We start from the raw sequence: 19,374 nt of genomic DNA, 5'->3' as shown, positions 1-19,374 counted from the left end.
TGCACCGGCTTTAAATTTCTACCGACGTACGCGGCAACACCCGCGACAACAAACACGACACCACCCGCGCCTCAACTCTTGCGCGAAGCGCGCACCACACCCACCACCTCACCGAGCACCGTACACGCACGCTGAATCTGCGCCGCGCTCGACACCTCGACGGTAAATTGCATGAACGCGGTGTTGCGACGCGACTGCGTCTTCACGCCGATCACGTTCATTTTCTCGCGCGCAAAAACTTCGGAGATATCGCGCAGCAGACCTTGCCGGTCGGTTGCTTCGATACTCAGGTCGACCGGATAAACCGATTGACCGCGACCGCTCATCACATCCGCCGACCACGCCGTTTGCAACACGCGCTCCGGCGCGCGCTCGGCCATGCGCACGAACGTCGGGCAATCGCTGCGGTGAATCGACATGCCTTTGCCGCGCGTGACGAACCCGCTGATATCGTCAGGCGGCGCCGGCCGGCAGCAGCGCGCGAGCTGCGTGAGCAATGCGTCGACGCCCACCACCAGCACACCCGTCGACGCGCCGCGCGCCACGCTCGCGCCGCTACTGCGCTTTTCGAACTGCTCCGGCGCTTCGACCACGGGCTCCGGCGGCGGCGCATCGTGCAAAGCCTGTTCGACGAGCCGCAAGCTGAACTCTTCCTTGCCCACTACCGAGAACAGATCGTCGGTCGTCCTGAAGCCCAGCTTCGCGGCAAGCTGATCCAGATTGACCGAGGTCTTGCCCTCACGCTGCAAGGTCTTTTCGACCATCGCACGGCCGTTGGCAATGTGCTCCTGCACTTCCACGGCGTTGAACCATGCGCGCACTTTCTGCCGCGCACGCGGACTCTGCAAATAACCCAACTGCGGATTGAGCCAGTCGCGCGACGGACCGCCCTCCTTCACCGCGACGATCTCGACCGTCTGCCCGTTTTGCAACTGCGTGTTGAGCGGCACCATCGCGCCATCCACACGCGCACCGCGGCAGCGGTGGCCCAACTCGCTATGCAGGTGATACGCGAAATCGACGGGCGTGGCGCCGTGCGGCAACGGAATCACGCGCGCCTGCGGCGTCAGCACGTAGATGTGGTCGTCGTCGAGCGTGGCCTGACGCAATTGCTCCCACGGCTGGGCCGCACGCTTTTCGCCGTGCTCGCCTTCGGTGACTTCGTCTTTCCACGCGAGCAACTGACGCAGCCACGCGATCTTCTCGTCGTACTTCTCGTTCGCGGCGAACTGGCCACCGTAACCGCGCGCACCCGCTTCCTTATAACGCCAGTGCGCGGCCACGCCGTATTCGGCGAACTGATGCATCTCCTGCGTACGGATCTGTACTTCGAAAGCGCGGCCGTCGTCGCCGATCACGACGGTGTGCAGCGACTTGTAGCCATTCGGCTTGGGCCGCGAAATGTAATCGTCGAACTCCCGGGGCACCGGTTGCCACAGGTTGTGCACGATCCCAAGCACGGTGTAGCAATCCTTGATGTCCGGCACGATCACGCGAAACGCCCGCACGTCGTACAACTCGGCAAAGTCCAGCTCCTTGCCCTGCATCTTGCGCCAGATGCTGTAGATGTGTTTCGGCCGGCCGCTCACCTCAGCGCGAATATTCGCTGCGGCCAGCTCCCGTTGCAGACGTTCGATCGCCTGCGCGACATAGCTTTCGCGTTCGACACGTTTCTCGTCGAGCAGCCTGGCAATGCGCTTGTAGGTGACCGGCTCTTCAAAGCGCAACGCGAGATCTTCGAGTTCCCACTTCAATTGCCAGATGCCCAGGCGGTTGGCGAGCGGCGCGTAAATATCGAGCGTCTCGCGCGCCACATCCGGCGACGGCGTGATCTTCTGCGCCGCGTAATACCGCATGGATTGCAGTCGCGACGCGAGCCGGATCAACACTACGCGAATATCCTGCGCGAACGCGAGCAGCATCTTGCGCAGCGCTTCGACCTGCGCGCGACGCGCGGCCTGTGCGTCACGTCCAGCTTCGGGTATTGCATTCTGCGCGGCGCGCAAGCTCACCGTGCCGAGGCGCAGCAGCTTGCGCACGTCGCCCACGAGTTGCGCGACTTCTTCCCCGAAGTTGTCGGCGATCACGCGCTCCGGGTCCTGCAGATGCGGCGTCAGCGCAAACAGTGCCGCCGCCAGCACCGCCGGAGGATCGACATTGAGCGTGAGCATGATCGACGCCGTGCCCAACGCGTGATCCGCCAGCAACTCACCCGATGACAGCCGCACCTCGCCCGCATGCTTGCGCACGAACGCCATCGCTTCGTCGAAGGAAGGGATGGGGCTCGGCGTGCTCGTAACGATTTCGGTATTCATGGTGCGACGGCCCACCGGGCCAGACGAATCAAGGGAAGTTCAACGACCAATGCGGTTGGCGACTCAGCTGCGCTGTGCCGCGACCACGACGATTTCGACCAGGCACTTCGGGTTCGCCAGCTTGGCCTCGACGGTCGCGCGCGGCGGTGTGTCGCCCTGCGCCACCCACTCGTCCCAAACCGCGTTCATGCCGGCGAAATGCACCATGTCCGAGATGTAGATCTGCACGGACAGCAAGTGCGCCTTGTCGCTGTTCACTTCAGCCAGCAGACGGTCGATGTGGCCGAGCACTTCGCGCGTTTGACCCGCGATGTCCTGATCCGCGTCTTCCGCGATCTGCCCCGCGAGGTACACCGTGCCATTGTGCACAGCGGTTTCCGAGAGACGCTTGCCGACGTGATGACGAATGACTGCCATGGAAAATCCTGAGATGAGTTGAAAATTGATTCGAGATGCGTTCCGCGTGGCGCTCTGTCAGCGATATTCTGGGAATACCCGAGGCCTGCCGCGCGGAACTGCATATTATGACGCGTCGGCGGCCGGCCTGATAAAGAACTGCCGCGCCAACTCGATCTGATCCGCCGACAGGAACGCCGGCGCATGTCCCACACCGGCAATTTCCGCACTCGACACGGCCTGCCCTGCCTCCATCATCTTCGCGACGGTCTCGCGCGAAAGCAGATCGGACTGTTCGCCGCGCACCACCAGCACCGGCCCCTGAAACGTGGCCAGCGAATGCCACAGCGTGGCTTCGCCGAGTTTCGTGGCTTCCTCGGTGGTCGCGGCAAACGGCTGCGCGATACGCGGGTCGTACCGGAACACCCACTTGCCGTTCTGTTCGTGAAGCAAGGGCGTATTGATTTCGCGCCATTCGTCCGTGGTGAGCGGGCCGAACGTTCGAGCCAGCATGGCCGCGTAGTTGATCCCTTCACGCAAGGTATCGAACTCGGCCGGCTTGCCGAGATAATCGCCGATGCGCTGTACCGCCGCCGGCTCCAGATGCGGGCCGACGTCGTTGAGCAGCAGCTTGCGGATCGGCGTGCCGGGCAAACCGGCGAATGCGAGCCCGATCAGGCCGCCCATGGACGTACCGAACCAGTCGACCGTTTCGACGTTCAGACGCGCGATCAGCGTGACCATGTCGGCGACGTATTGCGGCACGCCATAGAAGTTGGGGTTGGCAAGCCACGAAGACAAGCCCCGCCCCACTACATCCGGACAGACGACGCGATAAGTACCGGCAAATTCCGCCGCGAGCCGGCCGAAGTCACGCCCGGAACGCGTCAGGCCATGTACGCAGAGCAGCACGCGCGGATTGGCCGGATCGCCCCACTCGGTGTAAGCGACGCGGTGCAGACCCGCGGGGCTCGCGCACTGCACGTAACGTTGACGTGGCGCGGGCAGCCCGGCGGTGGACGTGGTTGCGGTCATCTGGGTTCCTTGCAAAAGCGCTGCGGGTTCGGCCTGGGCACGGCAGGGATAGAGAGGCGTCCAATCTTCAAACGATTGTAAACCGCTTTGCCGCACGGCAAGAGTCGGCCAGATGGCCTAGGACGGTCTAAGGCGGTTTGAGAACGCACGCAACAGAAGCGTCTGGTAAAAGAAAACGGGCGAGACTCACGCCTCGCCCGTTCGGGAACCTGCCTTGCTGCAGATCGAACTCAGCTCACCGCGCTCACATCGAGCGGCGCGCCCGTCTTCGCCTTGATTTCCTCGACGGAAACGCCCGGCGCCAGCTCAGTCAGCTTCAGGCCGTCTGCCGTCACTTCGATCACGCCGAGATCGGTGATGATCTGATCGACGACGCCCACGCCCGTGAGCGGCAACGTGCATTCTTCGAGAATCTTGTGCTGATCGCCCTTCGCGACGTGCTCCATCAGCACGACCACGCGCTTGACGCCCGCGACCAGATCCATCGCGCCGCCCATGCCCTTGATCATCTTGCCCGGGATCATCCAGTTGGCCAGATCGCCCTTCTTGCTGATCTGCATCGCGCCCAGAATCGCCAGGTTGATGTGGCCGCCGCGAATCATCGCAAACGAGTCCGCCGACGAGAAAATCGACGAACCCGGCAACGTGGTCACCGTCTGCTTGCCGGCATTGATGAGGTCGGCATCCACTTCCTCTTCGGTCGGCGACGGGCCGATGCCGAGCAGGCCGTTTTCCGACTGCAGCCACACTTCGACGCCCGCCGGCACGTGATTGGCCACCAGCGTCGGCAGGCCGATACCGAGGTTCACGTAGAAACCGTCCTGCAATTCCTTCGCCGCGCGCGCGGCCATTTCGTCACGAGTCCATGCCATGATCAATCTCCTTTCGCGCGGACGATGCGTTGTTCAATGCGTTTTTCCGGATTCGCATTCAGCACGATGCGCTGCACGAAAATACCAGGCGTGTGGATCGCATCCGGGTCGAGTTCACCCACTTCGACGATTTCTTCGACTTCCACGACGGTGATCTTGCCGGCCATCGCGCACATCGGGTTGAAGTTGCGCGCCGTGCGGCGGTAGATCAGGTTGCCCGACTTGTCGGCCTTCCATGCCTTGACGAGCGCGACGTCGGCCGTGAGGGAATGTTCGAGCACGTAATGGTTTTCGCCGAATTGACGGGTTTCCTTGCCCTCGGCGATCAGCGTGCCGTAGCCCGTGTTCGTGAAAAAAGCCGGAATGCCCGAGCCGCCCGCGCGCAGCTTTTCAGCCAGCGTGCCTTGCGGCGTGAATTCGAGTTCGAGTTCGCCGGCCAGATACTGGCGCTCGAACTCCTTGTTCTCGCCCACGTACGACGAGATCATCTTCTTGACCTGGCGCGTTTCCAGCAGCAGACCGAGGCCGAAACCGTCGACACCCGCGTTGTTGCTGATGCAGGTGATGCCCTGCACCTTCGAATCGCGCAGCGCCGCGATCAGCGCCTCGGGAATGCCGCACAGCCCGAAGCCGCCGACGGCAAACGTCTGCCCGTCCTTGACGATGTCTTTCAGCGCCTCGGCGGCGCCTGGATAGACCTTGTTCATCAGTATGTCCCTTCCTTTATGGAAATCCGGATCCGGATCGTTGCAGCTGTATGGCGTTCTGCGGGCGCGAGCCCGACACGCCATTCTAGTCATCCCCGGCGGGCCGTGCGCCCGGCTTTACCTGCGCGCCGTGCCGACACCCGCCGCGGACCGCTTCGCCGCGTTCTCATGTGCCCGAAAGAGTACGCTGCGCACGGCATACGGCACAATACGCAAAAATACATAAGTACTTGCCTCCAACCCATGCCCGCACTGGATTACCAAACCGCCTTTCACCTCGCTCCGATCGGGCTCGTGCTGTCACGCGAGCGGATCATCGAAGATTGCAATGACGAGCTTGCATCGATCTTCGGCTGCTCGCGCGAGGCGCTACTCGGGCAGTCGTTTCAGGTGCTGTATCCGTCGACGGAGGAATTCGAGCGGATCGGCGCGCGGATTCCTCCGATCATGACCGCGCAAGGCAGTTACGCCGACGACCGGATCATGAAGCGGGCTAACGGGGAATTATTCTGGTGCCACGTCACGGGCCGTGCGCAGCAACGCGCCGACCCGCATGCAGCGGGCGTCTGGACGTTCGAGGATCTGAGCGCGACGCGCCGTGTAGCAGTCGAATTGACGCCACGCGAGCGGGAAATCGCCGCGCAGCTGGTGACGGGTAAAACCAGCAAGCAGATTGGACGCGTGCTGGATATCAGCCCACGCACGGTCGATGTCTACCGGGCGCGGCTGATGCGTAAATACGATACGGGGAATGCGACCGAGTTATTGCAGCGGCTGCTCGGGCATTGAAGACGGCACGAACCGGGTGCCGCGAGCCGCGAGCCGAATGCTGAGGCTGCGAGGCTGCGAGGCTGCGAGGCAGGATCGACGTTAAGCCGCTTTAACCAGGGCAGCGCGCTCGATCGTCTCACGCAGCAAATCCGGCACCGGCACCGACTTGCCGGCCGCGTAGTCGATCCACACGCAGCGCGCCGCGCCGCGGGCGTAGACGGTGTCGGGGTCGTCGGCGCGCACGAGTTCGAAACCGGTGTCGAAACTGCTACGGCCAGGCGTGGCCACCGTCATCCGGCCGATCACGTCGCCGGGATAGTGCAGTTGCTTGAGAAATTCCATCGACGCGTTGACGATCACCGGCCCTTGTCCATCGGCATTGCTGCCGGCCAGTCCCAGTTCTTCGAACCAGGAAATCCGCACCTGTTCCATGTAGCGGAAATAGACCGTGTTGTTCACATGGCCGAACGCGTCCATGTCACCCCAACGGATCGGCATGGACATCTCGAAAACTGCGTGAAAATCGCTCATCTTACTTCCGCTCTACTGGCTTTCTGACTGGGTTGAATCGGTTACGAACCGGCGCCTGGACCGGCTCGAAAGACTGCCGACAAGATAACGCCGGCGTTCTTTTGACAGAAGGCGCCGGCGCGTAAAACAGATTCTTCTTCGGTGCGCTAATCGGGCACGCGCGGCGGCTCGATCAGGCGAGGCCGAAGCCGTCGTCGGCGGCGATCACCGAGCCGTTGATGAATTGCGACTCGTCCGCCGCCAGCAACAGCAGCAGACCGTCCAGATCTTCCGGCTTGCCCACACGATGACGCGGCATCATCGACACCAGCTTCTGCCCCTGCTCGGTCGACCAGTGATGGTGATTGATCTCGGTATCGATATAACCCGGACAGATCGCGTTCACGTTGATGCCGTGCTTGCCCCACTCCAGCGCCATCGCCTTGGTCATGTGGACGACGGCGGCCTTGCTCATCGAATACAGGCCGATCTGCGGCAGCACACGCAAACCCGCCATCGACGCGATATTGATGATGCGGTACGACGGCTTCTGCGCGTTGTTGCCGCGCATGATCATGCGCTTGGCGACTTCCTGCGCGACAAAGAAAGCGCCGCGCGTGTTGGTGTCGAACACGTATTCGAAATCGGCCGGCGTGACTTCCGAGAGTTTCTGCGTGGTCGACACGCCGGAGTTGTTCACGAGGATGTCGATCGTGCCGGCCTCCGTTTCCGCATGGGCGACGGCCGACTTGATGCTCTGGTAGTCGGTGACGTCGAGCGAGACCACGTGCGCCGCGCCGCCGGATGCCTCGATCTCGGCGCGCAACTCCTTCAGTCGCTCAGTGCGGCGGCTGGCCAGCACGACCTTGGCACCCGCCTGCGACAATACTTGCGCAAAGCGCTTTCCCAACCCGCTCGAGGCGCCGGTGATCAGCGCGACCTTGCCTTCCAGATTGATCGAACGGCCCATTGTCGTTCCTTGTTCGGTTGTTGTTACTGATGCGTTGACAGGTGCGGTAAGACCGTCGCCGAGGGTCGATACCGTATCACAGAAATAGAACGATCGTGCTAATCTCTGTTCATTTGGTTGCAGTGCGGGAATCGTTCGCCCACAATACGATCCCGAAAAAAGCATTCTAACGGTAAGAGGAGCATCAATGACCCCCGCAAGTCTCATTGAGCAGTACGGCCCGCGCGAGTCGATGGAATACGACGTCGTGATCGTCGGCGGCGGCCCGGCTGGCTTGTCGGCAGCGATCCGCCTGAAGCAGCTGGCCGCCGGAAAAGGCGTCGAGCTGGGCGTGTGCGTGCTGGAAAAAGGCTCGGAGATCGGGGCGCATATCCTCTCGGGCGCGGTGATGGATCCGCGCGCGATCACCGAACTGATTCCCGACTGGAAGGAAGAAGGCGCGCCGCTCGACGTCGCGGTGACCGAAGACAAATTCCTGTTCCTGACCGAAACCGGCTCGAAAAGCGTGCCGACGTGGGCGCTGCCGGATAACTTCAAGAACCACGGCAATTACGTGATTTCGCTGGCCAACGTCACGCGCTGGCTGGGTCAGCAGGCCGAAGCGCTGGGCGTCGAGATTTTCCCAGGCTTTCCGGCCGCTGAAATCCTCTACAACGACGACGGCTCGGTCAAAGGCGTCGCGACCGGCAATCTCGGCATCGGCAAGGATGGCGCGCCGACCGAGAACTTCCAGCTCGGCATGGAACTGCACGCGAAATACACGCTGTTCTGCGAAGGCGCACGCGGGCATCTCGGTCGCCAACTCAACGACAGGTTCAAGCTGCGCGAAGGCGCCGATCCGCAGGTCTACGGTATCGGCATCAAGGAACTGTGGGAAATCGATCCGTCGAAACACAAGCCGGGCCTGGTGATGCACACCGCCGGCTGGCCGCTGGAGAACGATACCTACGGCGGCTCGTTCCTCTATCACATGGACAACAACCAGGTGGTGGTGGGTTTCGTGGTCGGCCTCGGCTATACGAACCCGTACCTGTCGCCGTTCGAGGAATTCCAGCGCTACAAGACCCATCCTGCGATCCGCGCGGTGCTCGAAGGCGGCAAGCGCGTGTCGTATGGCGCCCGCGCGATTACCGCCGGTGGCCTGATGTCGCTGCCGAAGCTGGTGTTCCCGGGCGGCGCGCTGGTCGGCGACGACGCGGGCTTCCTGAACGCATCGCGGATCAAGGGCTCGCATGCGGCGATCAAGACCGGCATGCTGGCCGCCGATGCGGCATTCGAAGCCGTGCAGGCTGGCCGCACCAGCGATGAACTTACCGCGTATCCGGAGTCGTTCAAGACCTCGTGGCTGCACACCGAACTGCATCGCGCGCGCAATTTCAAGCAGTGGATGAGCAAGGGCCTGTACCTCGGCACGCTGATGGTCGGTATCGAGCAGAAGCTGCTGGGCGGCAATGTGCCGTGGACGCTGCATCACCAGCATTCGGATCACGAGATGCTCAAACCGGCGTCGCAGTGCAAGCCGATTACGTATCCGAAGCCCGATGGCAAGCTGACGTTCGACCGCCTCTCGTCGGTGTTCATCTCGAACACGAATCACGAAGAGAACCAGCCGGCTCACCTGACGCTGAAAGACCCGTCAGTGCCGGTGAACGTGAACTGGCAGACCTATGCCGGTCCGGAAGCGCGCTACTGCCCCGCGGCGGTGTACGAGTTCGTGAAGAACGACGACGGCAGCGAACGCCTCGTAATCAACGCGCAGAACTGCGTGCATTGCAAGACGTGCGATATCAAAGACCCGACGCAGAACATCGTGTGGGTGACGCCCGAAGGTGGCGGCGGCCCGAACTATCCGAATATGTAAGCTCGTCTTGAAAGGCCTTCGCAGCGCGCGTTCCTGTTCTCGAGGATCGCGTTGTTGCGAAGGCCTGCAACTCAATTACGTCCCACTGCTTCAATCCTCCTCCGCACTTTCGCCACGACCGGAGCCCAGTCGCCGACGCGCGGCTGCCGAATCAGTTCGATCGAGTCGTACCAGGGCGTCACCGGCGACTCATCTCCCCAGAACCACGCGGATACGTGATCGATCATCAGACAGGTCGGCACGCCGAGCGCGCCCGCCAGATGCGCGGGACCGCTGTCGATCGTGACCACCAGATCCAGATTCGCCAGTAACGCGGCGACGTCGTCGAATCCCGATTTGAAGTGGTGGGTCAGATCGATCACGTCGAGCCCTTTGGCGCGCCACTGGGCGACCGTCTCCGCGCGCCCCGGCGACAACGCGAAATAGCTCACGCCGGGCACGGTCAACAGCGGTTCCAGCTGTTCGGTGGGCACTGAACGCCGCATGTCGCGGATGTGCTCGGGGTTGCCGTTCCATACGAGGCCGACTTTGCGTCGGCCGCGCTCAGTCGTGCCGTCGCCGTTGCGTTTGGCCATCGCGTGCGCCGTGACGCGTTCGCTCCACGCCCTCACACGAGCGGGGTCAGCGTTCAAGTACGGCGAGCCCCAGCTGGCAGCGTCGACGATACCGAGTCGCAGCGGCAAACTCATCAAGCCGCAGTGAAAGTCGGGACGCGTTTCAAGGCTGGTTTCGAGCGGCAGATCAGCTGGCAGCATGCGTTCGAACAAATGCCGCAACGGACCGTCGTGGCCGAATATCACGCGGCCGCCCTCACGCCGTGCCCGCTCGGCGAGGAGCGGCAGAAAGCGCACCGCCCACAGACAGTCGCCGTTGCCCTGTTCGCCATACACAACCAGCGTTTTGCCCGCCAGCGATTCGCCTTGCCAATGCGCACTGATCGACGCGAGCGCGTGCTGGGCGTTGTTCAGGTCGTCGGCGAATATCACGCGCGATTCATAGTGGGCCCAGCCTTCGGCGAAACGCCCCGAGCGGATTTCGAGCTCCGACAGATCGAACTCGGCATGCGCGTTATCGGGCGCCAACGCCAACGCCTGACGAAGCAACGCTTCTGCCTCTGTAAAGCGCGCCTGCTCCTTGATACATAAAGCCAGCTTGTGAAGCGCAACGGGATTACCCGGCACCACACGCACGGCTTCGCGCAACAAGCGTTCCGCGGCATCGAAGTCGTCGCGCTGCTGAATGGCGGCCGCACGCCAGATCAACGCGTTGGCGTCTTCAGGGTTTTGCGAGAGCAAGAGAGAAGTGGCGGAATCCACCAGCGCCCAATCACGCAGGATGAACGCCGTCTGCGCAATCGTGTGAAGCAACCTGGGGTCGCAGGACGCATCGATCTGATAGGCGCGAACGAGAGCGTGCAGGGCCTCCCGTTGTCGATGTTTGTCGCGACCGCTTTGCAGCAGCGCATGGCCCAACGCGAGACTGTCGGCCGCCGATGCGTCCGGCGCCATGGAGCGAGCGCGCAGGCTCGCGAGATGGCTGACCGCAGCCTCGACATTCAGATCAGTCATAGGTGGCGACACGCCGCGCGCATTGCGATGATACCCACCGCCGACGCACGCCCTTAAGGCGCGCTCGCCGCAATCTTCGGCGTGCTGACCGCGACGTCGCCGCATTGCGCGCGGTTGCGCAAGGCGTGGTCGATCAGCACCAGCGCGAGCATCGATTCGGCGATCGGCGTAGCGCGAATGCCGACGCACGGGTCGTGGCGTCCAAACGTTTCGACGACAGCCGGTTGCCCCGCTTTATCGATCGACCGACGCGGCGTGCGAATGCTCGATGTCGGCTTGATCGCGATCGACACCGTGATATCCTGGCCAGTTGAAATACCGCCGAGCACGCCGCCCGCGTGATTGCCGACGAAACCTTCCGGCGTCAGTTCGTCACCGTGCACGGACCCACGTTGCGCGACGCTGGCGAAGCCCGCGCCGATCTCGACGCCCTTCACCGCGTTGATGCCCATCATGGCATGCGCGATATCGGCGTCGAGCCGGTCGAACAGCGGCTCGCCCAGCCCAACCGGCACGCCCGAGGCCACCACGTTGATGCGCGCGCCAATCGAGTCGCCTTCTTTACGCAGCGCGTCCATGTAGTCTTCCAGGCGCGGCACGATCTCGGCGTTCGGCACGAAGAACGGGTTTTCGCGCACTTGCGCCCAGTCGACGAAGGGCACGTCGATTTCACCCAGCGCGGCCATGTACCCGCGAATCTCGGTGCCGAATTTCTCGCGCAGCCACTTCTTCGCGACCGCACCCGCCGCCACCGTGGGCGCCGTCAGACGAGCCGAGGAACGGCCGCCGCCGCGATAGTCGCGAATCCCGTATTTCTGCCAGTAGGTGTAGTCGGCGTGACCCGGGCGGAAGGTGTCGACGATATTGCCGTAGTCCTTGCTGCGCTGGTCCGTGTTGCGGATCAGCAGCGCGATCGGTGCGCCGGTGGTCTGGCCTTCGAACACGCCCGAGAGAATCTCGACCTTGTCTTCTTCCTGACGCTGCGTGACGTGGCGCGACGTGCCCGGCTTGCGGCGGTCGAGTTCGAACTGGATGTCGGCCTCGCTGAGCGCCATGCCCGGCGGGCAGCCGTCGATCACGCAGCCGATAGCGGGGCCATGCGATTCGCCGAAGGTCGTGACAGTGAAAAGCGTACCGAGGGTGTTGCCGGACATGAGCGTCGTCCAAAGAAATGCGGGGAAGCACTATTATGCCAGCCCGAACGCGCCACACGCGTGCCGCACCCTCGCCTATGACTTCTGGACAAGCCCACGACGGTGCGGCGCGGCAATGCCGCGATGCGGTTACTTGCGCGCCCCACGCAACTCCGTGACGAGTTGCTGCAGCAACTCGGGCGTGGCGAGCGCCGGCTCGATCGGCTCCCCCACCGCGAGCGTCAGCCGGCTCATCACGCCTTTGCGGATCGGCCGAGGCCAATGTGTTTGCCCGGCGCGCGAAAACACACTGCCCCACAACCCGCGCAGCGCCATCGGAATGACCGGTGCCGGCGTACGTTTGACGATCTCGGTCACGCCGTGACGGAACGGACTGATTTCGCCCGTTTTCGTAAGCTTGCCTTCCGGAAAGATACAGACCAGTTCGCCCTCCGCCAGCGCCTGTGCGCAGCGCTCGTAGGCCTGCGCGAGCAACTGGGCGTCCTGATGCGCCGGCGCGATCGGAATCGCCTTCGCGTGACGGAACACCCAGCCGGCGAACGGCGATCTGAAGATCTGATGATCCATCACAAAGCGGATCGGGCGCGGGCTTTCAGCCATGATGACGATCGCATCCACGAAGCTCACGTGATTGCACACCAGCAAGGCGCCGCCTTCTTCCGGGATCCGTTCGGCATGCACGAGGCGAATCCGGTAGAACGTGTGGGCGAGCACCCATGCCACAAACCGCAGCAAAAATTCCGGTACTAGCGAATAGATGTAGGTCGCCACCACGATGTTGAGCAGCGCGGTCACGAGGAAAATCGCCGGAATGCCGAAGCCGGCCGCGCTCAGGGCCATCGCCATCAACGACGAAACGATCATGAACAGCGAATTCAGAATATTGTTTGCGGCAATGATGCGCGCCCGGTGACTCGGCTGGCTGCGGCTCTGGATCAAGGCATAGAGCGGCACGCTGTAAAAACCGCCGAACATGGCGAGCAGGAACAGATCGGCCAGCACGCGCCAGTGCGCGGCACGCATCAGGAATTCGCCGACGCTCAGCAGATGTCCCGCATGCGGCAACGTGTGGCTCGCAAAGAACAGATCGATTGCGAACACGCTCATGCCGATCGAACCGAGCGGCACCAGACCGATTTCGATGCGCCGTTTCGAGAGCTTTTCGCACATCAACGAACCGAGTCCAATGCCGATCGAGAAGGTGCCGAGCAGCACGGTCACCACGTCCGGATCGGCGGATAGCACGTTCTTGGCGAAGCTGAAAAACGACGACAGAAAGATTGCGCCGACGAACCAGAGCCAGGAGATGCCGAGCAGACTCAGAAACACCGTGCGGTTTTCGTGCGCCAGCTTCAGGTTGCGCCACGTCTCGCTGAAGGGATTCCAGTTGATGCGTAAATCGGGCTGAGGCGCCGCGGTATCCGGCACGAAGCTCGACACGACGCGCCCCATCAGCGCGATTGCGATGCAGGCGCAAGCCAGCAGCACCGCGCCATGTTCGACGAACCCCGCACCCACGCCGCCGATGATCGTCCCCACCAGAATCGCCACGAACGTACCCATTTCCACCATGCCGTTGCCACCGACCAGCTCCGACGTCGACAGATGCTGCGGCAGGTACGAATACTTGACCGGCCCGAACACCGTGGAATGGACGCCCATCAGAAACGTACACAGATATAGCAGCGGCGCGCTATGCAGCCAGAATCCCGCGCCGCCGACCAGCATCACGGCAATCTCGAAGCTTTTCACGAAGCGTGTGAGCATGGCCTTGTCGTACTTGTCGGCGATCTGGCCCGAGGTGGCCGACAGCAACACGAACGGCAGGATAAAGATCGCCGCGATCAGAAATGCCGCGGTATTCGGATCGACGCCGGAAAAACGCGCCGCCTGATACGTCACGAGCGACGTAAAGCCGATCTTGAAGACGTTGTCGTTCATCGCACCGAGGAACTGGGTCCAGAAAAAAGGCGCAAAACGACGCTGGCCAAGCAGGCGGAACTGGGATTCGTGCGCCTCGCGCTGGCGGGCGGGACGGCGGGCAGCAGGTAACGGACGATCGCTCATGAAGTGGGGAGAACGAGGCAAAAGAGCATCAGGGAAGGTAGTGTGAAGTGCGGTGACACGCACGCGGACACAAAAAAAGCGCACGCTTTCGCGCGCGCCTTTTCTAACCGCATCTCCGCGTTCACAGCAGCGCCTCGAGTGGCGCGCCCGGTCGTGGCGCCGCCATCGACACCCCGGACTTACCGCGCATCAACGCGCCTGCTGCGGCTCCTGCTCTTCCGGCCAGTCGCGGATATAGGCCTTGAGCATGCGGTTTTCGAAACCTTGCTCTTCCACCACCGCCTTCGCGACGTCGTAGAACGAGATCACGCCCATCAGCGTGCGGCTTTCCAGCACCGGCAGATAACGGACATGGTGTTCGAGCATCATGCGGCGCACTTCGTTGACATCGGTTTCGGGCGTGCAGGTGAGCGGATGATCGTCCATTACCTTGCGGATCGTGGAGGTGCCCACGCTACCGCCGTTCTCGCTCAAGGTCAGGATGATTTCGCGGAAAGTCAGCATGCCGACCAGGTCGCCGTATTCCATCACCACCAGCGAGCCGATGTCGTGTTCGGCCATGGCATTGACCGCTTCATGCAGCGTGGTATCCGGTGTGACCGTGAAAAGGGTGTTGCCTTTGACTTTAAGAATGTCGCTGACTCGCATGATCTGTCTCCCGAAATGCCCGCTGAGCTGGTAATGCATGAATGATTTTCGATCCTAGCGGAAAGGCCCATAAAAGGAAAGCGGCCCGCCCACCAAGGCGCAGCGGGGCCTTGGCAAGCTCGAACCCTTATGAGCGAGCGTACCCGCATCGGGAAAACCGCGCTTGAAGCGATTTACCCCGATGATAGGATGGCCGCCACTTTCACCTTTCGCGAGGCCGTTCGTGGCCTCGCCGCCCAGGATGTCCGCCAACCGTTTCGACACGCTTGCGCTGCACGCCGGCGCCGCCCCCGACCCCACCACCGGCGCGCGCGCCACGCCGATTTACCAGACCACTTCGTTTTCGTTCCGCGATGCCGACCACGCCGCTGCGCTCTTCAACATGGAGCGCGCCGGTCACGTCTATTCGCGCATTTCGAATCCGACGGTGGCCGTCTTCGAAGAGCGCGTCGCCGCGCTGGAAAACGGCGCGGGGGCGATCGGCACGGCCAGCGGCCAGGCCGCGCTGCATCTGGCCATCGTCACGCTGATGGGCGCGGGCTCGCATATCGTCGCTTCCAGTGCGCTGTATGGCGGCTCGCATAACCTGCTGCACTACACGTTGCGGCGCTTCGGCATCGAGACGACCTTCGTCAAGCCGGGCGACCTCGACGCGTGGCGCGCCGCGCTGCGCCCGAACACCCGCCTGCTGTTCGGCGAAACGCTCGGCAATCCGGGCCTCGACGTGCTGGACATTGCCGCGGTCGCGCAGATCGCGCACGAGCACCGCGTGCCGCTGCTGGTCGACTCGACTTTCACCACGCCCTATCTGCTCAAGCCTTTCGAGCACGGCGCCGACTTCGTGTATCACTCGGCGACCAAATTCCTCGGCGGACACGGCACGACGATCGGCGGTGTGCTGGTGGACGGCGGCACCTTCGACTTCGAAGCTTCCGGGCGCTTCCCGGAATTCACCGAGCCTTACGCCGGCTTTCACGGCATGGTGTTTACCGAGGAAAGCACCGTCGCGCCATTCCTGCTGCGCGCGCGGCGCGAGGGTCTGCGCGACTTCGGCGCCTGCCTGCATCCGCAGGCTGCCTGGCAACTGCTGCAAGGCATCGAGACCCTGCCGCTGCGCATGGAGCGGCACGTCGCCAATACGCGCCGCGTGGTCGAGTTTCTCGCCGCTCATCCCACGGTGGAAAGCGTCGCCTACCCCGAATTGCCGACGCACCCGGACCACGCGCTCGCAAAGCGCCTGCTGCCGCGCGGGGCAGGCGCCGTGTTCAGCTTCAACCTGCGCGGCGACCGCGCCGCCGGCCGCAGCTTTATCGAAGCGCTGTCGCTGTTCTCGCACCTTGCGAACGTCGGCGACGCGCGTTCGCTCGTGATCCATCCCGCCTCGACCACGCACTTTCGCATGGACGCCGCCGCACTCGCCGCGGCCGGGATTGCCGAAGGCACGATCCGTTTGTCGATCGGACTCGAAGACGCCGACGATCTGATCGACGACCTCAAGCGCGCGCTGAAAGCCGCGCAGAAAGCTGGTGGTTCCGGCACGGCGGCGAGTGGTTCGTCTGCCCAATCCGCACAATCGTCTCACTCCACTCGATCCGCCGCAGCGGTCGACACTGACTCTTCCGGTACGGCGAACGCCGCCACCCAACCGCGCCCGGAGTCCGCATGATCCTCACTGTTCAAGGCAAACCCGCCTACGCATACACCGGCGGCAAAGCGTTCGACACCAGCCTGCCGACGGCCGTATTCATTCATGGCGCCGAGCACGACCACAGCGTCTGGGCGCTGCAAACGCGCTACTTCGCGCATCACGGTTTCAGCGTGCTGGCGGTAGACTTGCCCGGCCACTGCCGCAGCGCCGGGCCGGCGCTCACCACGATAGGCGCGATGGCCGACTGGCTCGCCGCGCTGCTCGATGCCGCCGGCGTGCAACGCGCGTTCGTGGCGGGCCACAGCATGGGCTCGCTGATCGCGCTCGACTTCGCCGGTCGCTATCCGGACCGGGCGACTCACCTCGCCCTACTCGCCACGGCGATGCCCATGGCCGTCTCCGAAACCTTGCTCGACGCCGCCCTGCATCGCGAGCCCGAAGCGATCGGCATGGTCAACCAGTGGTCGCATTCGACGCTTGCGGCCAAACCGTCCAGTCCCGGCCCGGGCTTCTGGTTGCACGGCATGAACCAGCGGCTGATGGAACGCGTTTCGGCACGCGGCGAACCACAGCTGTTCCACACCGATTTCACCGCCTGCAATACCTACACCGAAGGACCGGCCCGCGCCGCCAAGGTGCGCTGCGCGACGCGTCTGATCGTCGGCCGACGCGATGCGATGACGCCGCCACGAGCGGCCAAAGCACTCGCCGATGTCCTGAGTCATGCGGGCACGCCGGTCGACACGGTGATACTGGAAGCCGGTCACGCATTGATGGCCGAGCAACCCGACGCTACCCTGGACGCCCTCTTCAGCTTCGCATCCAAAGCGCATCGCACGACTCGTTAAATCGCTGCAACGCCCATGCGAACGCTCACGATAACCGTGGCGAACGCGCCGCGCCATCGGCCAAACGGCCAGGTTGCGCAGAGGGTCCGATAGCCGCACAATGGGTCACGCCTGTCCGGTTTCGAGCGCGTGTCGAGCATCCTGGCACGTGGCGAAACGACTGGGAGCGACAGGCACAGAATCGAGCAGCGTAGAAATCCGGAGGCCGCGATGGCTCAAACCGCGCACACCGATCACTTCGCGAGTTTCGCGGAGTTCTATCCGTATTACCTGAGCGAGCATCGCAACGCGGTGTCGCGGCGGCTGCACTTCGTGGGCTCGCTCGGCGTGATCGGCTGCCTAGCCATGGCGCTCGCCACCGGCGACTGGCTCTGGTTGCCGGCGGCCGTGATCTGCGGGTATGGCTTTGCCTGGGTCGGGCATTTCTTCTTCGAGAAGAACCGGCCGGCTACCTTCCGGCATCCGCTTTATAGCCTGATGGGCGACTGGGTGATGTTCAAGGACATCTGCGTCGGCAAGATTTCGTTGTAGTCATGCCCGTCGCAGCGCCGCGCAGGCGCCGCAATGCCCAGGTTCAGGCTCAGCTCCGGTTCAGGCGGCCTGTTGCGGCATTGACGGCGTGCCCTCTTCGCCCTGACCCGACTGCGCCGCCCGCGCGGCCGCACGGGCCGTGAGCAATGCGGCGAGCGTCACTTTCAGCTTGTCGTTCTCCAGCGCCGCCAGCAGCATCTGGCCATCCACGCGCGTGGAGTCGAGTTCGAGCTGATAGTCGAGCTCCGCACGATCGATCACGAACAGGTCGAACAGACGTTCCACCGTAATCTGCGCGGGGTTGGCCAGCAGCAGAAAGTGCGGACGCATGCCGTCCTCCTGCAGGCTCGTGATCCATTCGATCTCTTCGAGCCTTTGCAACAGCCTGATCGTGGTGTCCATGTCGCGGCGGAGCATGCGCGAGAGCTCGGCCACCGTGTAGCCGCGCGTGCCCGCGTCGCGCGCTTCCGAGAGCCGCGCGAGCAGTTCGAGCGAGTCGAACAGATCGCTGCCTTCAAAGGTGGGCCGGTGAAACTGCCCGATGCGGATCGCCGGCAACGCGGAGGCGATCATCGCGCCCGCGAGCGTGATGAACCAGCAGAGGTACATCCACAAGAGGAACAAAGGCACGGCGGCGAAGGCGCCATACACCGCGGTATAGGTCGGAATACGGCGCACGTAATAGCCGAAACCACGCTTGGACAATTCGAAGGCGACCGCTGCGGTCACACCGCCGATTACCGCGTCGCGCCATTCCACACGGCAGTTCGGCAGATACACATAGAGAATCGTAAAGGCGAGCGCCGTCAGCGGCAGTGCGGCGCCCGTGAGCGCCCACTCGATAACCGGCGTCATGCGCTGGGCCGCCGTAAAGGTCATGGATTGCGTGAACAGGTACGACGATATCGACAGACTCACGCCGATCAGAATCGGGCCGAGCGTGATGATCGCCCAGTAGACCAGAATGCGCTGCGCGATCGGCCGCGCCTTGCGCACTCGCCAGATCACGTTGAAGGCAGACTCCACGGTCATCATCGTCATCACTGCCGTGACGAACAGCAGGATCATGCCGATCGTGGTGAGCCCCTTGGCCTTCGAGGCGAACTGATTCAGATACTTGAAAATCTGGCTATTCAGTTGCGCGGGCATCAGGTGGTCGGCGAGGAAAAACTGCAGCGACTCCTGGAATGAACTGAAGATCGGGAACGCGGTAAACAAAGCGAAAGCCACCGTGGCAAGTGGCACGAGCGCAAGCATGGTGGTGAACGTGAGACTGCCGGCCACCTGCGGAATGCGCTCTTCGCTGCTGCGCTGTGCGGCGAACTGCGCGAGCCGTTTGAGCGTGTCGAGATCGAAACGCACCCTGGACAACAAACCTGCCTCCTTGCTTCGTGTACCTCTGTTTCGGGTCCGTGCGCCCGTGCGTGCCGAGACCTCGGCCGGCACCTTGGCGACACCTGGCCGAACGGCTAT

At 63.1% G+C, this 19,374-nt stretch carries 17 protein-coding genes; 5 read left to right on the top strand and 12 right to left on the bottom strand.

Going from position 1 to position 19,374, the window contains the following annotated elements; genetic code table 11:
• Positions 1-71: 71 nt before the first annotated feature.
• From FQ705_RS25765 to FQ705_RS25745, 5 genes are all read right to left on the bottom strand, one after another.
• Complete coding sequence (locus tag FQ705_RS25765; RefSeq protein ID WP_144145863.1) at positions 72-2,315, bottom strand: RelA/SpoT family protein; 2,244 nt, start codon at positions 2,313-2,315, stop codon at positions 72-74.
• Between the two features lie 63 nt (positions 2,316-2,378).
• The gene (locus tag FQ705_RS25760; RefSeq protein ID WP_144145862.1) at positions 2,379-2,732 is read right to left on the bottom strand and encodes a RidA family protein; all 354 of its coding nucleotides are present in this window, start codon (positions 2,730-2,732) and stop codon (positions 2,379-2,381) included.
• A 105-nt stretch (positions 2,733-2,837) separates the two neighbouring features.
• A complete protein-coding gene (locus FQ705_RS25755; protein ID WP_144145861.1) occupies positions 2,838-3,746 on the bottom strand; it encodes an alpha/beta fold hydrolase in 909 nt (302 codons plus the stop codon).
• Between the two features lie 230 nt (positions 3,747-3,976).
• Complete coding sequence (locus FQ705_RS25750) at positions 3,977-4,618, bottom strand: CoA transferase subunit B (RefSeq protein ID WP_144145860.1); 642 nt, start codon at positions 4,616-4,618, stop codon at positions 3,977-3,979.
• A gap of 2 nt (positions 4,619-4,620) precedes the next feature.
• Positions 4,621-5,325 (bottom strand): CoA transferase subunit A, encoded by a 705-nt coding sequence (locus tag FQ705_RS25745; protein ID WP_144145859.1) that lies wholly within the window; start codon positions 5,323-5,325, stop codon positions 4,621-4,623.
• Between the two features lie 243 nt (positions 5,326-5,568).
• On the opposite strand from FQ705_RS25745, the gene FQ705_RS25740 reads away from it, so the two are divergent.
• The gene (locus tag FQ705_RS25740) at positions 5,569-6,114 is read left to right on the top strand and encodes a LuxR C-terminal-related transcriptional regulator (protein WP_144145858.1); all 546 of its coding nucleotides are present in this window, start codon (positions 5,569-5,571) and stop codon (positions 6,112-6,114) included.
• Positions 6,115-6,195: 81 nt separating this feature from the next.
• Here the strand turns inward: FQ705_RS25740 and FQ705_RS25735 are convergent, their stop codons facing one another.
• Both FQ705_RS25735 and FQ705_RS25730 read right to left on the bottom strand, forming a co-directional pair.
• Positions 6,196-6,627 carry an acyl-CoA thioesterase gene (locus FQ705_RS25735; RefSeq protein WP_144145857.1) on the bottom strand — a complete coding sequence of 144 codons (432 nt, stop codon included), beginning with the start codon at positions 6,625-6,627 and terminating at the stop codon, positions 6,196-6,198.
• A 172-nt stretch (positions 6,628-6,799) separates the two neighbouring features.
• A complete protein-coding gene (locus FQ705_RS25730; protein ID WP_144145856.1) occupies positions 6,800-7,576 on the bottom strand; it encodes an SDR family oxidoreductase in 777 nt (258 codons plus the stop codon).
• Between the two features lie 187 nt (positions 7,577-7,763).
• Here FQ705_RS25730 and FQ705_RS25725 point away from each other — a divergent pair, with 187 nt between their 5' ends.
• On the top strand, positions 7,764-9,437 hold the full coding sequence (locus tag FQ705_RS25725) for an electron transfer flavoprotein-ubiquinone oxidoreductase (protein ID WP_144145855.1): 1,674 nt from the start codon (positions 7,764-7,766) through the stop codon (positions 9,435-9,437).
• A gap of 71 nt (positions 9,438-9,508) precedes the next feature.
• On the opposite strand, the gene FQ705_RS25720 is transcribed toward FQ705_RS25725, so the two are convergent.
• The 4 genes from FQ705_RS25720 to FQ705_RS25705 all read right to left on the bottom strand — a co-directional run bounded on the left by FQ705_RS25720 (position 9,509) and on the right by FQ705_RS25705 (position 14,874).
• Positions 9,509-11,005, bottom strand: coding sequence for a tetratricopeptide repeat protein (locus FQ705_RS25720; RefSeq protein WP_144145854.1), 1,497 nt, complete (start codon positions 11,003-11,005; stop codon positions 9,509-9,511).
• Between the two features lie 53 nt (positions 11,006-11,058).
• A complete protein-coding gene (gene aroC / locus FQ705_RS25715) occupies positions 11,059-12,159 on the bottom strand; it encodes a chorismate synthase (RefSeq protein ID WP_144145853.1) in 1,101 nt (366 codons plus the stop codon).
• 129 nt (positions 12,160-12,288) lie between these two features.
• The gene (locus tag FQ705_RS25710) at positions 12,289-14,226 is read right to left on the bottom strand and encodes an MFS transporter (protein WP_144145852.1); all 1,938 of its coding nucleotides are present in this window, start codon (positions 14,224-14,226) and stop codon (positions 12,289-12,291) included.
• A 189-nt stretch (positions 14,227-14,415) separates the two neighbouring features.
• The gene (locus FQ705_RS25705) at positions 14,416-14,874 is read right to left on the bottom strand and encodes a CBS domain-containing protein (protein WP_144145851.1); all 459 of its coding nucleotides are present in this window, start codon (positions 14,872-14,874) and stop codon (positions 14,416-14,418) included.
• Positions 14,875-15,115: 241 nt separating this feature from the next.
• On the opposite strand from FQ705_RS25705, the gene FQ705_RS25700 reads away from it, so the two are divergent.
• From FQ705_RS25700 to FQ705_RS25690, 3 genes are all read left to right on the top strand, one after another.
• Positions 15,116-16,540 (top strand): O-acetylhomoserine aminocarboxypropyltransferase, encoded by a 1,425-nt coding sequence (locus FQ705_RS25700; protein WP_144145849.1) that lies wholly within the window; start codon positions 15,116-15,118, stop codon positions 16,538-16,540.
• Entirely contained in the window at positions 16,537-17,370 is an 834-nt protein-coding gene (locus FQ705_RS25695) for an alpha/beta fold hydrolase (RefSeq protein ID WP_144145846.1), read from the top strand. The genes FQ705_RS25700 and FQ705_RS25695 overlap by 4 nt, the downstream gene beginning before the upstream one ends.
• A 210-nt stretch (positions 17,371-17,580) precedes the next feature.
• Positions 17,581-17,901 (top strand): Mpo1-like protein, encoded by a 321-nt coding sequence (locus tag FQ705_RS25690; protein ID WP_144145844.1) that lies wholly within the window; start codon positions 17,581-17,583, stop codon positions 17,899-17,901.
• A gap of 60 nt (positions 17,902-17,961) precedes the next feature.
• Here the strand turns inward: FQ705_RS25690 and FQ705_RS25685 are convergent, their stop codons facing one another.
• A complete protein-coding gene (locus tag FQ705_RS25685) occupies positions 17,962-19,275 on the bottom strand; it encodes a YihY family inner membrane protein (RefSeq protein WP_186307999.1) in 1,314 nt (437 codons plus the stop codon).
• Positions 19,276-19,374: the final 99 nt, after the last annotated feature.

Source organism: Paraburkholderia sp. BCC1884, from assembly GCF_900996225.1.
Taxonomy (GTDB): domain Bacteria; phylum Pseudomonadota; class Gammaproteobacteria; order Burkholderiales; family Burkholderiaceae; genus Paraburkholderia.
Note: the sequence above shows the minus strand (reverse complement) of the source record. Positions and strands in the feature narration are given on the sequence as shown.

Bases quoted from the DNA above. Each gene is read 5' to 3' on its own strand.
- FQ705_RS25700 (WP_144145849.1), top strand. From the start codon at position 15,116: ATGTCCGCCAACCGTTTCGACACGCTTGCGCTGCACGCCGGCGCCGCC.
- FQ705_RS25690 (WP_144145844.1), top strand. From the start codon at position 17,581: ATGGCTCAAACCGCGCACACCGATCACTTCGCGAGTTTCGCGGAGTTC.
- aroC (WP_144145853.1), bottom strand. From the start codon at position 12,159: ATGTCCGGCAACACCCTCGGTACGCTTTTCACTGTCACGACCTTCGGC.
- FQ705_RS25695 (WP_144145846.1), top strand. From the start codon at position 16,537: ATGATCCTCACTGTTCAAGGCAAACCCGCCTACGCATACACCGGCGGC.
- FQ705_RS25750 (WP_144145860.1), bottom strand. From the start codon at position 4,618: ATGGCATGGACTCGTGACGAAATGGCCGCGCGCGCGGCGAAGGAATTG.
- FQ705_RS25740 (WP_144145858.1), top strand. From the start codon at position 5,569: ATGCCCGCACTGGATTACCAAACCGCCTTTCACCTCGCTCCGATCGGG.
- FQ705_RS25755 (WP_144145861.1), bottom strand. From the start codon at position 3,746: ATGACCGCAACCACGTCCACCGCCGGGCTGCCCGCGCCACGTCAACGT.
- FQ705_RS25725 (WP_144145855.1), top strand. From the start codon at position 7,764: ATGACCCCCGCAAGTCTCATTGAGCAGTACGGCCCGCGCGAGTCGATG.
- FQ705_RS25760 (WP_144145862.1), bottom strand. From the start codon at position 2,732: ATGGCAGTCATTCGTCATCACGTCGGCAAGCGTCTCTCGGAAACCGCT.
- FQ705_RS25710 (WP_144145852.1), bottom strand. From the start codon at position 14,226: ATGAGCGATCGTCCGTTACCTGCTGCCCGCCGTCCCGCCCGCCAGCGC.
- FQ705_RS25720 (WP_144145854.1), bottom strand. From the start codon at position 11,005: ATGACTGATCTGAATGTCGAGGCTGCGGTCAGCCATCTCGCGAGCCTG.
- FQ705_RS25745 (WP_144145859.1), bottom strand. From the start codon at position 5,325: ATGAACAAGGTCTATCCAGGCGCCGCCGAGGCGCTGAAAGACATCGTC.
- FQ705_RS25705 (WP_144145851.1), bottom strand. From the start codon at position 14,874: ATGCGAGTCAGCGACATTCTTAAAGTCAAAGGCAACACCCTTTTCACG.
- FQ705_RS25735 (WP_144145857.1), bottom strand. From the start codon at position 6,627: ATGAGCGATTTTCACGCAGTTTTCGAGATGTCCATGCCGATCCGTTGG.
- FQ705_RS25730 (WP_144145856.1), bottom strand. From the start codon at position 7,576: ATGGGCCGTTCGATCAATCTGGAAGGCAAGGTCGCGCTGATCACCGGC.
- FQ705_RS25765 (WP_144145863.1), bottom strand. From the start codon at position 2,315: ATGAATACCGAAATCGTTACGAGCACGCCGAGCCCCATCCCTTCCTTC.